This window comes from Janthinobacterium fluminis, assembly GCF_028595325.1.
GTDB lineage: Bacteria > Pseudomonadota > Gammaproteobacteria > Burkholderiales > Burkholderiaceae_D > Janthinobacterium > Janthinobacterium fluminis.
In genome coordinates this window covers 475,841-489,257 of sequence record NZ_JAQQXR010000004.1, presented here as the reverse complement: position 1 = coordinate 489,257, position 13,417 = coordinate 475,841, and the positions used below count along the sequence as shown (strand labels likewise).

The following is a 13,417-nucleotide window of genomic DNA, read 5'->3' as shown; positions in this document are numbered from 1 at the left end:
GGCGCGGCGGCCTCAGGCCGGCGAGTACGCGAGCCGCACGTAAATCGGCGCAAACGGTTCGGCTTGCGTAATTTCGATCAGGGTTTCTTTGGCCAGTTCCAGCAGGGCGACGAAGTTGACGACGACGATGGGCACGCCGCCGGCGACGTCGAACAGGTCGGCGAATTCGACGAAGCGGGCCGATTGCAACTGGCGCAGGATGCTCGACATGTGCTCGCGCACGGACAGTTCCTGGCGGCTGATCTTGTGGTGCTGGGTCAGCTTGGCGCGTTTCAGCACGTCCAGCCAGGCCGCCTGCAGGTCGGCCGGCTCGACGTCGGGCCAGCTCGCCGTCAGGCTTTGCTCGATGAAGATGGCGGGCCGGATGAAGTCGCGCTCCAGCTGGGGGATGGTGTTCAAGTCGTAGGCGGCCAGCTTGATCTGCTCGTATTCGAGCAGGCGGCGCACCAGCTCGGCGCGGGGGTCGCCGGCGTCGTCCTCGACGTCGCTCTTGCGCGAGGGCAGCAGCATGCGCGACTTGATCTCGATCAGCATCGCCGCCATCAACAGATACTCGGCGGCCAGCTCCAGATTGTGCACGCGGATCTGGTCGACATACTTCAGATACTGCAGCGTGACCTGCGCCATCGGGATGTCGAGGATGTTGAAGTTTTGCTTGCGGATCAGATACAGCAGCAAATCCAGCGGCCCCTCGAACGCTTCGAGGAAAATTTCCAGCGCGTCCGGCGGAATATACAAATCCGTCGGCATGCGCATCAGCGGCTCGCCATACAGGCGCGCGTAGCCGACCGGATCGACTGCCGGGGCGGGGGCCGGATCGGCGCTCGTCACTGTCGCCGCATCATCTGGCAACATCCTGGTCGCCCCGAGCGCTTAAATCTTGTTCTGGTAAACGTAAGCTTGCTGCTTGACGGCCGATTCCATCTGGCGCTCCTGCTCGCTCAAGCTGACTGGCGGCTTATCCCACAACAAGGCGCGGCCGGCGCGCTGGCCCTCTTCCATGCCCGGGTTCTTCTCTTTCAACGCCTTGATGAACAAAGTGTGATCGGATTCATACAACTGGAACTGTTTGCTGAGTTTCATATAATCTTATTGGTGGGAAGCAATCGATATTTTACCGCGCCGGGCGCCGCGGCGGTAATTCTATCGCAGGCCGCGGCGTAGGAAACGGCTGAAACGGCCGGCGCGGCGCGCAAACTGTGGTATTTTTCGCAATCATGGCGAAATGGTTTATCCTCAACATGCCGTAAATTAAGGTTGGGGTCAGGTCTAGACATGGCGGTTTTTGCGCCGCCCGGCCGGAAAACCGCCATGTCTAGACCTGACCCCACGGGGTTTTGCAACTTTTTCTTTGCTTATGACGCAACGTTTGACGCTTTCCACGGTTTGCTTGCTGGTGCTCGCCCCTTTGTTGTGGGCGGGTAATGCGATTGTCGGGCGCCTCGTGCATGAGGCGGTGCCGCCTATGACGTTGAATTTTCTGCGCTGGTCGATTGCTTTGTGCATTTTGCTGCCGCTGGCGGGGCCGATTTTCCGCCGCGGCAGCGGTTTGTGGTTGCGTTGGCGCCGTTTCGCCGTGCTCGGTTTGCTGGGCATCGGGCTGTATAACGCGCTGCAGTATCTGGCGCTGCGGAGTTCGACGCCGATTAATGTCACGCTGGTCGCGGCCGGGATGCCGGTCTGGATGTTGCTCACCGGCTGGCTGTTTTTCGGCATGCCGGTGGCGCGCAGGCAGGTGGCCGGCGCCGTGTTGTCGATCGCCGGGGTGGTGCTGGTGCTGGCGCGCGGCGAGTTGCGCCATGTGCTCGAGTTGCGCCTCGTCCTAGGCGATGCGTTGATGGTGTTGGCGACCATCGCCTGGTCCTTGTATAGCTGGTTGTTGACGCGGGTGAATGCGCCGGACGATGTGCGCGGGCATTGGGCCAGTTTCTTGCTGGCGCAGGTGGCGTTCGGGCTGCTGTGGTCGGGCGCGTTCGCGGCCGGGGAGTGGGCCTTCACCGCCGCGCAGATTCACTGGAGCTGGTCTTTGGCCGCCGCGCTGGCGTATGTGGCGCTGGGGCCGGCCGTGATTGCCTTCCGCTGCTGGGGCGCCGGGGTGCAGCGCGCCGGCCCCAGCGTGGCGGCTTTTTTCAGTAATTTGACGCCGCTGTTCGCCGCCTTGATGTCGGCCGCCTTCCTCGGCGAGCCGCCGCGCCTCTACCACGCCTTGGCGTTTTTGCTGATCGTCGGGGGGATTGTGGTGTCGTCGCGGCGCTAGTTAGCAGCGCAGCGCGCGGCGCATGACCAGCGGCGCCGGTTCCAGCGGATTGGCGTGGGAGTATTCGAGCTCTTCGGCCAGTTCGAAGGCGTAGGCGGTGTAGAAGTCGCGCAGTTTCGGCTGGTCGAGGCGCACGGCCAGCCGCAGTTCCTCGACGCCGGAGGCGAGGCCGTGGTGTATCACCGCCTCCAGCAGGTGTTGCGAGAGGTTGCTGCCGCGCTGGGTCGGCAGCACGCCCATGCGCATGATTTCCCAGACGTCGGCGTCGCTGTCGAGCGGCAGCCAGCGCACCGAGCCGACCGGCGTCTCGTCGACCAGCAGAATGAAGCCGCCGCCGGCGCGCAGGTGTTCGGCGACCTGGACCGCCGTTTCGCGGTGCCCGCTGGAGGTGACGCTGACTTTGCCGGCCCAGGCCGCGCGCGTCAGGTCGGCGATCAGTTGGGCATCTTCGTCCGTCGCTTCGCGCACCACGATGTGCATGCCGTCCGCCTTAGCCTATCCGCATGCCGGGTTCTGCGCCCGGCCACGGGTTCAGGATGTAGATGCCCGGCTTGGCCTGTTCGTCGGCGGCCGAGGCGGCCAGCACCATGCCTTCGGAGATGCCGAATTTCATCTTGCGCGGCGCCAGGTTGGCCACCAGCACGGTCAGCTTGCCGGTCAGCTCTTCGGGCGTGTAGGCGGCCTTGATGCCGGAGAAGACGTTGCGCAGGCGGCCTTCGCCGGCGTCCAGGGTCAGGCGCAGCAGCTTGTCGGAGCCCTCGACGTGTTCGCATTTGACGATTTTGGCGATGCGCAGGTCGACCTTGGCGAAGTCGTCGATCTTGATTTCCGGCGCCAGCGCTTCGATGGCGCCAGCCGGCGTCGACGCCTGCAGGGCCGGCGCGGCGTCCGCGGCCGGGGCGGCCACCGGGGCCGGCGCGTCGAACAGCGCCTCGACCATCTTCGCGTCGACCCGCGTCATCAGGTGGTTGTAGGCGCCGATCTCGCGGCCCAGCATGCTCTGGTAGACGGCGCCGCTGGCCACTTCCGTGTCGCTCCAGCTCAGTTCGCTGTCGTTGAGGAAGCCGGCGACGTTGGCGGCCACGGCCGGCAGCACCGGCGACAGCAGGATCGTCAGCTGGCGGAACAGGATCAGCGCGGTGGAGCAGACCTCGTGCAGCTCGGCGAGCTTGGCGTCGTCCTTGGCCAGTATCCACGGCTTGTTTTCGTCGACGTACTGGTTGGTGATGTCGGCGATTTCCATGATTTCGCGCAGGGCCTTGCCGAATTCGCGGTGCTCGAAGTGCTTGGCGATGCTGGCCTGGCGTTCGCCGACGCCGCCGTCAACGCTGACGGTCAGGGCGCGCTTGATCCAGGCCTGGGCGCCGTCGGACAGGCCGGCGGCCAGTTTGCCGTCGAATTTCTTGGCGATGAAGCCGGCGCAGCGGCTGGCGATGTTGACGTATTTGCCGATCAAGTCGCTGTTGACGCGGGCCACGAAGTCTTCGCCGGTGAAGTCGAGGTCTTCGACTTTGGCGTTGAGTTTGAAGGCGATGTAGTAGCGCAGCCATTCCGGGTTCATGCCCAGGTTCAGGTAGCGCAGCGGCGAGATGCCGGTGCCGCGCGACTTCGACATCTTCTCGTTGTTGACGGTCAGGTGGCCGTGCACGTTGACGGTCAGCTTGTCGATCACCGGGTGGCCGGCGAATTTCAGCATCGCCGGCCAGAACAGCAGGTGGAAGGAGACGATGTCCTTGCCGATGAAGTGGATCTGTTCGGTGGCCGGGTCGTTCAGCAGCGCGTCGAAGTCGATGCCTTGCTTGTCGCAGTAGTTCTTCAGGCTGGCCAGGTAGCCGACGGGCGCGTCCAGCCAGACGTAGAAGAACTTGCCCGGCGCGTCGGGGATAGGGATGCCGAAGTAGGGCGCGTCGCGGGAAATGTCCCAGTCGGCCAGTTTTTCGCCGGCCTCGCCCAGCCATTCGCTGACCTTGTTGACCATTTCCGGCTGCAGGCGGCCGGGCGTGTTCAGCCAATCCTTGAGGAATTCGAAGCAGCGCGGGTCTGACAGCTTGAAGAAATATTGCTCGGACGGCTTCATGATCGGCGTCGAGCCGGTGAAGACGGAGAAGGGCCGCACCAGTTCCGTCGGCTGGTAGGCGGCGCCGCACACTTCGCAGTTGTCGCCGTACTGGTCCTTGGCGCCGCATTTCGGGCATTCGCCCTTGATGTTGCGGTCGGCCAGGAACATGCCCTTGACGGGGTCGTAGAAGCGGTCGACGGTCTTGGTGACGATCAGGCCGGTGTCGCGCAGCTTGCGGTAGATGCCCTGGGACAGGGCGACGTTTTCCGGCGAGTCGGTCGAGTACCAGTTGTCGAAGGCGATGTGGAAGCCGTCGAGGTACTGGGCGCGGCCGGCGGCGATGCGGGCGACGAATTCCTGCGGCGTCAAGCCCTCTTTTTCGGCGGCGATCATGATCGGCGTGCCGTGGGTGTCGTCGGCGCCGACAAAGTGCACCTCGCGTTTCGCGGCACCGTCGCGTTGCATTCGCTGGAACCGTACCCAGATATCGGCCTGGATGTATTCCATCATATGGCCAATGTGGAAGGCGGCGTTTGCGTATGGCAGGGCAGTGGTGACGAACAGCTTGCGAGTCATGATTGATGCACTTTGGCTTGGGTAAAAAATGCATTTTACCAGCGGAAAGGCCGACTGGACATCCGGCGAGGGCCGGGCCGCCCTGATTTTTCGTCAATTTTGCGCTAGACTGCGGGATCACACACGGAGATTTTCATGAGCATCACAGTAGAAGACGTCAAGGCAGCACTCTCTCTCGTTATCGATCCGAACACCGGCAAGGACTTCCTGTCTTCCAAGTCCGTCAAGAACCTGAAGGTGGACGGCGCCGGGATTGCGCTCGACATCGAGCTCGGCTATCCAGCCAAGAGCCAGTTCGAGGCGATCCGTGCCAGCGTGGCGGCGCCGCTGCAGGCGCTGGCCGGCGCCGGCAAGGTCAGCATCAACGTGTATTCCAAGATTATTTCGCACACCGTGCAGCGCGGCCTGAAGTTGATGCCGAACGTGAAGAACATCATCGCCGTCGCCTCCGGCAAGGGCGGCGTCGGCAAGTCGACGACGGCCGTCAACCTGGCGCTGGCGCTGGCGGCCGAGGGCGCCTCGGTCGGCATGCTCGACGCCGACATCTACGGCCCCTCGCAGCCGATGATGCTGGGCATCAGCGGGCAGCCGAAAACCACCGACGGCAAGACCATGGAGCCGCTGGAGAACCACGGCCTGCAAGTGTCGTCGATCGGTTTCATGATCGACCCGGGCGAGCCGATGGTGTGGCGCGGCCCGATGGTCACGCAGGCGCTGCAGCAGTTGCTGGAGCAGACCAACTGGCGCGACCTCGACTACCTGATCGTCGACATGCCGCCGGGCACGGGCGACATCCAGTTGACGCTGTCGCAAAAAGTGCCGGTGACGGGCGCCGTCATCGTCACGACGCCGCAGGACATCGCGCTGCTGGACGCGCGCAAGGGCTTGAAGATGTTCGAGAAGGTCGGCATCCCCATCCTCGGCATCGTGGAGAACATGAGCACCCACATCTGCACCAACTGCGGCCACGCGGAAGAGATTTTCGGCGCCGGCGGCGGGCAGAAGATGTGCGGCGAATACGGCGTCGACTTCCTCGGCGCCTTGCCGCTGACGATGGCGATACGCCAGCAGGCCGATTCCGGCAACCCGACGGTCGTCGCCGAGCCGGACGGCCCGGTGGCGGCCGTGTATAAAGAGATCGCGCGCAAGATCGCGGTGAAAGTGGCTGAAAAGGCCAAGGATTTAACCAGTAAGTTCCCTAGCATCGTCATCAAAAACGATTAAAAACGAGTAATCAACGAGGAGATTGTACTAATGGGTAAGACGATTCTGTTTCTGCGCCGCCTGGCGGTGAGCGCCGCCGTGAGCGGCTGTGTGGCGGCAAGCGCGTTCGCGCAATCGGTGGCCTTTGTCGAGCCGGTCAACGGCGCCACCGTCAGCAGTCCGTTCAAGGTGAAGTTCGCCGTGAACGGCATGGAGGTCAAGCCGGCCGGCGAGATGGCGGCCAACACCGGCCACCACCATCTGCTGATCAACGCCGAGGCGATCAAGGAGGGCGAGTCGGTGCCGTTCAACGACACCCATCTGCATTTCGGCAAGGGCCAGACGGAAACGGAAGTCAAGCTGGCGCCGGGCGTCTACACGCTGACGCTGCAGTTCGCCAACGGCGCGCACCAGTCGTATGGTGCGGGCTTGAGCAACACCATCAAGGTGACGGTGAAGTAAGTCCTTGCCCGGGGGAGGGTCCGTTTGCCGGACCCGGCCCCGGCGCAGTTTAGTCCAGCCGTTCCAGCGCGATCAGTTCCTCGACCGTCTGGCGGCGCCGGATCAGGCGCGACTGCGCGCCGTCGACCAGGTATTCCGCCGCGTGCGGCCGGCTGTTGTAGTTCGATGACATCGAGGCGCCATACGCGCCGGCGCCGTGCATGACGACGTAATCGCCGACCTGTGCGCGCGGCAGCAGGCGCGTCTCCACCACACCGCCCTCCAACTGGGTGAACACGTCGCCCGACTCGCACAAGGGGCCGCCGACGACGGTCGCGCGCGCATCCTGCGCCCGCAGGTCGCGGCCATCGCGCGCCAGCACCGTCATCTCGTGATAGCTGCCGTACATGGCGGGGCGCATCAATTCGCTGAAGCCGGTGTCGAGCAGGGTGAAGTGATTGCCGCCCATTTGCTTGGTGGCGCGCACCTCCGTCACCAGCAGGCCGGCCTCCGCCACCAGGAAACGCCCCGGTTCGATTTCCATGCGCACCGGATGGCCGAGGTGGGTTTCGATCTGCTTCCGGGCGGCGTCCCACAGCGCGAAGTAGTGGGCCGTGTCGACCGGCTGCTCGCCTTCGCGGTAGGGCACCGACAGGCCGCCGCCCGTCGAAATGGCCTCGACGTCGTGGCCCATGCCCGTGACCAGGTCGACCATCGTGCCGCAGACCTGCTGCAAGTGGCTGTAGTCGACGCCGGAGCCGATGTGCATGTGCAGGCCGACCAGATGCAGGCCGTACTGGCGGATCAGCGCCAGCGCGTCCTTCAGTTCGCTGTGCCAGATGCCGTGTTTGCTGTTTTCGCCGCCCGTGTTGGTCTTGTTGCTGTGGCCGTGGCCGAAGCCGGGATTGATGCGCAGCCAGACGCGGTGGCCGGGCGACACCGCGCCCAGCTGGTGCAGCATGTCGATCGAGCCGGCGTTCACTTCCACCTTCGCCTCGACGACGCGCCGCAGCGTGGCGCGGTCGAACAGGTCGCAGGTGAAGACCAGGCCGGCGGCGCCGCCGCTGCCGTCCGTCGTGAAGCCGGCCTGCAGCGCGCGCTCGATCTCGCCCAGCGAGACGGCGTCGACGTGGGCGCCCGCTTCGCGCATCAGCGCCAGCAGGTGGATGTTGGAGCAGGCTTTCTGGGCGAAGCGCACGGTGTCGAACGAGGACAGCTGGGCGATGCGCTCGCGTATCAGGGCGGCGTCGTAGACCCACAGGGGGGTGCCGTGTTGTTGCGCCAGCTGGGCCAGGGTCTGTTCTGAGATGCGCGTCATCGTGTGCTTTCTTTGTCTGGGGGCGGCGTGCGCCCGTGTCGGTATATTGGTCCATTATGGGCGGCTTCGCCTCAAACATAAAATATCCATTTGGCCTTGCCTTATTCATTTATGATATAGCCTGATCCCGCCAACCTGCCGCCATGTCCATTACCCTTCGCCATATCGAGGTATTCCGCGCCATCATGACCTGCGGCAGCGTGACCGGCGCCGCGCAGATGCTGCACACCTCGCAACCGACCGTCAGCCGCGAGCTGGCGCGCCTGGAATACCTGACGCAGCTGACGCTGTTCGAGCGCGTGCGCGGCCGCCTGCGCCCGAGCGCGCAGGCGCTGCAACTGTTCGAGGAGGTGCAGCGCGCCTATTTCGGCTTGGAGCGCATCGTCAGCGCGGCGGCCTCGCTGCGCCAGTTCGAGCAGGGCCAGTTGTCGATCGCCTGCCTGCCGGTGTTCGCCCAGGCCCTGCTGCCGCGGGCCTGCCGGCCCTTTCTCGCGCAGTTTCCCAAGGTGAGCGTCAGCATCACGCCGCAGGAGTCGCCTTTGCTGGAGGAGTGGTTGTCGGCCCAGCGCCACGACCTGGGCCTGACCGAGGTCGATAGCGCGCCGCCGGGCACGGTGCTGAGCCGCCTGATGTCGGTCGACGAGGTCTGCGTGCTGCCCGATGGCCATCCGCTGGCGGCGAAGGCGGCGCTGGCGCCGGCCGATTTCGCCGGCCAGCCCTTCATCAGCCTGTCGGCGGTCGACCCCTACCGCCAGCAGATCGACGAAATTTTCCGCCGCGCCGGCGTCGAGCGGCGCATGGTGCTCGACACGCCCAGCGCCGCCTCGGTGTGCGCGATGGCGCGCGAGGGCGTCGGCCTGGCCATCGTCAACCCCCTGACGGCGCTCGACTTCGCCGGGCAGGGGCTGCAGATCCGCCGCTTCAGCGTGTCGCTGCCGTTCACCGTCAACATCGTCAAGCCGCTGCACCGGCCGCTCTCGGAGCTGGTGGCGGTGTTCGAGCAGGCGCTGCGGCAGCAGGCCGACAGCATCGAAGCGCAGATCGGCCGGCTGTAGAAGCTTGCCGGCGCATGGTGGCGCGGCGGCGGCAACGCGGTAAAATGGCGTCTTTCTCTTTTTAGCCTGACTACCTCGATGACCACTGCATCCGCCAAGCCCGTCCGCACCCGTTTCGCTCCCAGCCCGACCGGCTACCTTCATCTGGGCGGCGCCCGCACCGCGCTGTACTCCTGGGCGTTCGCGCGCCACTTCGGCGGCACCTTCATCCTGCGCATCGAAGACACCGACCTGGAGCGTTCGACCCCGGAAGCCGTGCAGGCGATCATCGACGGCATGAAGTGGCTCGGTCTGGAGCACGACGAAGGCCCGTTCTACCAGATGCAGCGGATGGAGCGTTACCGCGAAGTCGTCGCCGCCATGCTGAAGGAGGGCAGCGCCTACCTGTGCTACTCCTCGCCCGAGGAAGTCGAGGCGATGCGCGAAAGGATGCGCGCCGCCGGCGAAAAGCCGCGCTACGATGGCACCTGGCGTCCGCAGGAGGGCAAGACCCTGCCGGCCGTGCCGGCCGACCGCAAGCCGGTGGTGCGCTTCAAGAACCCGCTCGATGGCGACGTCAGCTGGGACGACGTCGTCAAAGGCACGATCACGATCTCGAACCGCGAACTGGACGACCTGGTCATCGCGCGCCCGGACGGCACGCCGACCTACAACTTCTGCGTCGCCGTCGACGACTGGGACATGGGCATCACCCACGTGCTGCGCGGCGACGACCACGTTAACAACACGCCGCGCCAGATCAACATCCTGCGCGCGATCGGCGCGCCGCTGCCGCTGTACGGCCACCTGCCGATGATACTCGGCGCCGACGGCGAGAAGCTGTCGAAGCGCCACGGCGCCGTCAGCGTGATGGACTACCCGGCCCAGGGCTATCTGCCGGAAGCGATGCTGAACTATCTGGCGCGCCTGGGCTGGAGCCACGGCGACGACGAAGTGTTCTCGATGGCGCAGTTCTGCGAGTGGTTCAACCTGAACCACCTGACCAAGTCGGCGGCCCAGTTCAACCACGAAAAACTGGCCTGGCTGAACAACCACTATATTAAGCAGGCCGACAACGCCCGCCTGGCCGAGCTGGCCCGTCCGCTGATGCTGGCCGAAGGCGCGCAGTTCGACGGCGCGCCGGATCTGGCGCTGGTGCTGGGCATGCTCAAGGAGCGCGTCAACACCGTCAACGAATTGGCGGCGGCGGCGATGCTGTTCTACCGCGCGCCGCAGCCCGACGCGGCGCTGCTGGCGCAGCACCTGAACGACGCGGTCAAGCCGGCGCTGGCGCAGTTCGCCGAGCGCTGCCAAAGCGTCGAGTGGAGCAAGGAGGCGCTGGCCGCGATGATCAAGGAAGTGCTGGCCGCGCACGCCTTGAAGATGCCGCTGCTGGCGATGCCGCTGCGCCTGATCGTCACGGGCCAGTTGCAAACCCCGGCCATCGACGCCGTGCTGCAAGTGTTCGGCCGCGAGACTATTTTGGCCCGTTTGGCTAAATATCTCTGATAGTTGCAAAAGGGTATTTGCATCCTCCTGTATCTTTGCTATACTCTTGTTTCTGCGCCAACGGGGGTATAGCTCAGCTGGGAGAGCGCTTGCATGGCATGCAAGAGGTCAGCGGTTCGATCCCGCTTACCTCCACCAGCAAACAGAAAAGCAATTTTCTGTTTTAGGTTGAAAGAAGTTAGCGCAGATGTAGTAGTTGGCAGTTCAGGGTCCCCATCGTCTAGAGGCCTAGGACATCACCCTTTCACGGTGAGTACAGGGGTTCGAATCCCCTTGGGGACGCCAAAGTAGTTTAGCGGTTGTTGTACTATTTGTTGTTGGCAGTAGCCTTAAACAGTTAGTAAGACAAAGTCGCCAAGTGCGGCTTTTATTATTTCTGCGCCCGGGGGGTATAGCTCAGCTGGGAGAGCGCTTGCATGGCATGCAAGAGGTCAGCGGTTCGATCCCGCTTACCTCCACCACTGCGCAGAAAGTTGTAGAAAATGTAGTTCATGGTCCCCATCGTCTAGAGGCCTAGGACATCACCCTTTCACGGTGAGTACAGGGGTTCGAATCCCCTTGGGGACGCCAGGTTTCGTAGTGGTAGTAAAAATCGCTCACGCGGTTTGTTTTGTTCTGTGCCAGGGGGGTATAGCTCAGCTGGGAGAGCGCTTGCATGGCATGCAAGAGGTCAGCGGTTCGATCCCGCTTACCTCCACCAAAGCACAGAAAATGATGCAGTTCATGGTCCCCATCGTCTAGAGGCCTAGGACATCACCCTTTCACGGTGAGTACAGGGGTTCGAATCCCCTTGGGGACGCCAGATTCGACAGTTTGCGGGGCAATCGCCGGCAAGCAAGTCAAACGCAGTCGCAGATCAAGCCGCCCAGTGCGGCTTTTTTGTTTTTCCCCTCCGCATTTTCGATTCAACTCCCTTTTGCGACGCAATCATGCCGGACCGGCTAATATAGCCCCCTATATTCGACATTGCCGGGGAGTCTAATGAAATCACTCTATGCGATCATGCTGGCCTTCCTGCTGGCGCCCGCCGCGCATGCGCAAAGTCCGTCCAATCCGATCCAGCTGGATGGCGTCTATATGTACCGCACCGGCGCGGACGATCTCGACATCATTGGCGACGCCGTCTGTTTTCATCCCGATAAAAAACAATGGGGACGCGTGCCGCGGCCGAAAAATGGCCTGCCCGTGTGGTTTTGCTTCGCCAACGATGCCGAGGCGAGGGCGCTGCTGCATGTGCCGGGCAAGGAGGCGGCAATCGGCTGCGGTTTCCAGGCCAGGGCGAGTATCGAAATTTATGGCTATGTGATTTATCGCGAGCAGGGCGATTACCACGACACGGCCAAGCTGAAGGCGGTGTCGGCCTTATCCAGGGCCAAGCCAATAGCATGCGAATAGTCACTCCCGATTGGAATTAGAAGGCGCACGATGAATTTTTTGGAATTACATGTTCTTGATCTGACGGGGCGCGCGCGTCCCGCCGAAGGCGAGCAGCGGGCCATGCATGCATGGCGCCAGGCGCGCCGTATCGACAATCCGGCGGCCGATGAGGATGCCCCGATGGCGGGGATTGGCGGCCATGAATGGTTCCGCCTGCCTGAGCCGGTGAGTATCTGTGGCCAGAGCACCGACCTGATGGTGGGCAGCATCATCGGCGTATATTTTGTATTTGCGGGGCGCCATGCGGCATTGTTTGCGCAGGGGCTGGATCTGCAATACGACGCCGATAATAAAATAGACAGGCCGAGCGGCCTGGATTCCTTGCTGGAGGCGTATGAGGTGGATGCCGGCGGCGGGTTGTCCAGGCTGGATGAGGGCGATCTGTCGCCCATTGCGCCGGCGGGCGGATTGCCGCGCCACCATGATGACGTTTATTTCCGCGTGAGCGATCTGAGCGGAAGCGGAATAATCGAGACGAGAACGACCATCGCCTACGAGAGCAGTGCCTTCGCCGGCTTTACCCTGCTGGGCACGACCTATCCCGGTTTCGGCTCCCAGCCCGAGAGCGCGGAGATGCGCCGGCAATTCACCGCGACGGCCGCCGATTGGGCGGTGCGGAAGGAATGCGCCGCGCAATTGATGTCCGAGCGTTGCGCCGCCTGGCCGCACGCGCCGCGGCAGAGCATCGTCGATTTGCCCAGCTACCCGCGTGAAGTCGCCTATATCGAAGCGCTGGCGCGGGCGTATGAGCTGCGGCGCGACAAAGGATATCGATTCAACACCGACGACCCGTATTGGGTTTATGCGGCCAGCGACGCGCGCTTCCGTGAATTCTCCTTGAAATACACGGCCGGCTTGCCATTCGAAGACCTGGGGCGGGTGCTGGAGCTGGCGGTTGCTGCGCATGAAAAGGCGCGCGTGGCGCTGACGCGCGATTACGGCGAACACGAACTGTCGGCCTTGAATTTCGAGGATGTGCAGGAATACGCCCGCTGCATGCAATTACTCGGCGCCAGTTATCTGCTGGGGCGCGGCGATCTGGTTGCGCGCATCGCCGCAATGCAGGACCATGAGTATCGCGGCGAAGACGCCTTATTCGAGGCGCTGCTGAAATTCAGCCTGCCCGATCGCGACGACGACATCGACGAGTGGTATCACGACATTCCGTACACGCACCTGGTCGATTGCCTTGACGAGGAGGCGCCCGGGCGGGCGGACTGTATCAAGCAATTCCTGCAGGCGTGGCATCCGGAGCTCGTTTCCTACACCTGGTATAACGGGCATTTGCGGTCGAACGGCCTGGGCGGTTATTCCGGACTGTGGGCTTTCGAGGCTGCGGCGCTGGCCTATTTGCTGGATATCGACGACGCCGGCATTCAGCATTGGGCGTATCCGCGGGAATTGCTCGCCTATGCCAGGCGGCAATTCCCGCGCTCGCCATAAAATTCGGGCCGGGTCTGGCCGTTTGCCTTGTGCGCAGAAAGGTTGTTGTGTTGCTTAGACTGCAGTGTGCTTTGTTATTGTGTCTTTGTGTCGCGGGGAATGCGCTCGCGGGCACGTTCCTGACTGCGCGGTGCAGCCAG

The 13,417-nt window shown here is 63.5% G+C and carries 12 protein-coding genes and 6 tRNA genes; 13 read left to right on the top strand and 5 right to left on the bottom strand.

Going from position 1 to position 13,417, the window contains the following annotated elements:
- Positions 1-12: 12 nt before the first annotated feature.
- Together OIK44_RS13110 and OIK44_RS13105 are read right to left on the bottom strand one after the other, a co-directional pair.
- Positions 13-855, bottom strand: coding sequence for a segregation and condensation protein A (locus OIK44_RS13110; RefSeq protein WP_273671192.1), 843 nt, complete (start codon positions 853-855; stop codon positions 13-15).
- 18 nt (positions 856-873) lie between these two features.
- Complete coding sequence (locus OIK44_RS13105; protein ID WP_273671191.1) at positions 874-1,083, bottom strand: DUF3460 family protein; 210 nt, start codon at positions 1,081-1,083, stop codon at positions 874-876.
- 274 nt (positions 1,084-1,357) lie between these two features.
- Between OIK44_RS13105 and OIK44_RS13100 the strand changes: the two genes are divergently transcribed.
- Positions 1,358-2,257: a DMT family transporter gene (locus OIK44_RS13100; protein WP_273671252.1), complete on the top strand. Its 900-nt coding sequence runs from the start codon at positions 1,358-1,360 to the stop codon at positions 2,255-2,257.
- Here the strand turns inward: OIK44_RS13100 and OIK44_RS13095 are convergent, their stop codons facing one another.
- Positions 2,258-2,737, bottom strand: a complete 480-nt coding sequence (locus tag OIK44_RS13095) for a GNAT family N-acetyltransferase (RefSeq protein WP_273671190.1) — start codon at positions 2,735-2,737, stop codon at positions 2,258-2,260. It lies immediately after the preceding gene.
- A 10-nt stretch (positions 2,738-2,747) separates the two neighbouring features.
- The gene (gene metG / locus OIK44_RS13090) at positions 2,748-4,892 is read right to left on the bottom strand and encodes a methionine--tRNA ligase (RefSeq protein WP_273671189.1); all 2,145 of its coding nucleotides are present in this window, start codon (positions 4,890-4,892) and stop codon (positions 2,748-2,750) included.
- 135 nt (positions 4,893-5,027) lie between these two features.
- Between metG and apbC the strand changes: the two genes are divergently transcribed.
- Positions 5,028-6,116, top strand: a complete 1,089-nt coding sequence (apbC, locus tag OIK44_RS13085; RefSeq protein ID WP_273671188.1) for an iron-sulfur cluster carrier protein ApbC — start codon at positions 5,028-5,030, stop codon at positions 6,114-6,116.
- Positions 6,117-6,146: 30 nt separating this feature from the next.
- Positions 6,147-6,557, top strand: coding sequence for a DUF4399 domain-containing protein (locus OIK44_RS13080; RefSeq protein ID WP_273671187.1), 411 nt, complete (start codon positions 6,147-6,149; stop codon positions 6,555-6,557).
- Between the two features lie 49 nt (positions 6,558-6,606).
- Here the strand turns inward: OIK44_RS13080 and lysA are convergent, their stop codons facing one another.
- Positions 6,607-7,899: a diaminopimelate decarboxylase gene (gene lysA / locus OIK44_RS13075; protein ID WP_273671251.1), complete on the bottom strand. Its 1,293-nt coding sequence runs from the start codon at positions 7,897-7,899 to the stop codon at positions 6,607-6,609.
- Between the two features lie 98 nt (positions 7,900-7,997).
- Between lysA and OIK44_RS13070 the strand changes: the two genes are divergently transcribed.
- The 10 genes from OIK44_RS13070 to OIK44_RS13025 all read left to right on the top strand — a co-directional run bounded on the left by OIK44_RS13070 (position 7,998) and on the right by OIK44_RS13025 (position 13,277).
- A complete protein-coding gene (locus tag OIK44_RS13070; protein ID WP_273671186.1) occupies positions 7,998-8,909 on the top strand; it encodes a LysR family transcriptional regulator in 912 nt (303 codons plus the stop codon).
- A gap of 78 nt (positions 8,910-8,987) precedes the next feature.
- On the top strand, positions 8,988-10,397 hold the full coding sequence (gltX, locus tag OIK44_RS13065) for a glutamate--tRNA ligase (RefSeq protein WP_273671185.1): 1,410 nt from the start codon (positions 8,988-8,990) through the stop codon (positions 10,395-10,397).
- A 62-nt stretch (positions 10,398-10,459) separates the two neighbouring features.
- Positions 10,460-10,535: transfer RNA gene (locus OIK44_RS13060), tRNA-Ala, on the top strand.
- Between the two features lie 71 nt (positions 10,536-10,606).
- Positions 10,607-10,682, top strand: a tRNA-Glu gene (locus OIK44_RS13055).
- Positions 10,683-10,782: 100 nt separating this feature from the next.
- Positions 10,783-10,858: transfer RNA gene (locus tag OIK44_RS13050), tRNA-Ala, on the top strand.
- A 33-nt stretch (positions 10,859-10,891) separates the two neighbouring features.
- A tRNA-Glu gene (locus OIK44_RS13045) sits at positions 10,892-10,967 on the top strand.
- A gap of 54 nt (positions 10,968-11,021) precedes the next feature.
- Positions 11,022-11,097, top strand: a tRNA-Ala gene (locus OIK44_RS13040).
- 26 nt (positions 11,098-11,123) lie between these two features.
- A tRNA-Glu gene (locus OIK44_RS13035) sits at positions 11,124-11,199 on the top strand.
- Between the two features lie 200 nt (positions 11,200-11,399).
- On the top strand, positions 11,400-11,792 hold the full coding sequence (locus tag OIK44_RS13030) for a hypothetical protein (RefSeq protein ID WP_273671184.1): 393 nt from the start codon (positions 11,400-11,402) through the stop codon (positions 11,790-11,792).
- A gap of 30 nt (positions 11,793-11,822) precedes the next feature.
- Positions 11,823-13,277, top strand: coding sequence for a PoNe immunity protein domain-containing protein (locus OIK44_RS13025; RefSeq protein ID WP_273671183.1), 1,455 nt, complete (start codon positions 11,823-11,825; stop codon positions 13,275-13,277).
- Positions 13,278-13,417 lie beyond the last annotated feature (140 nt).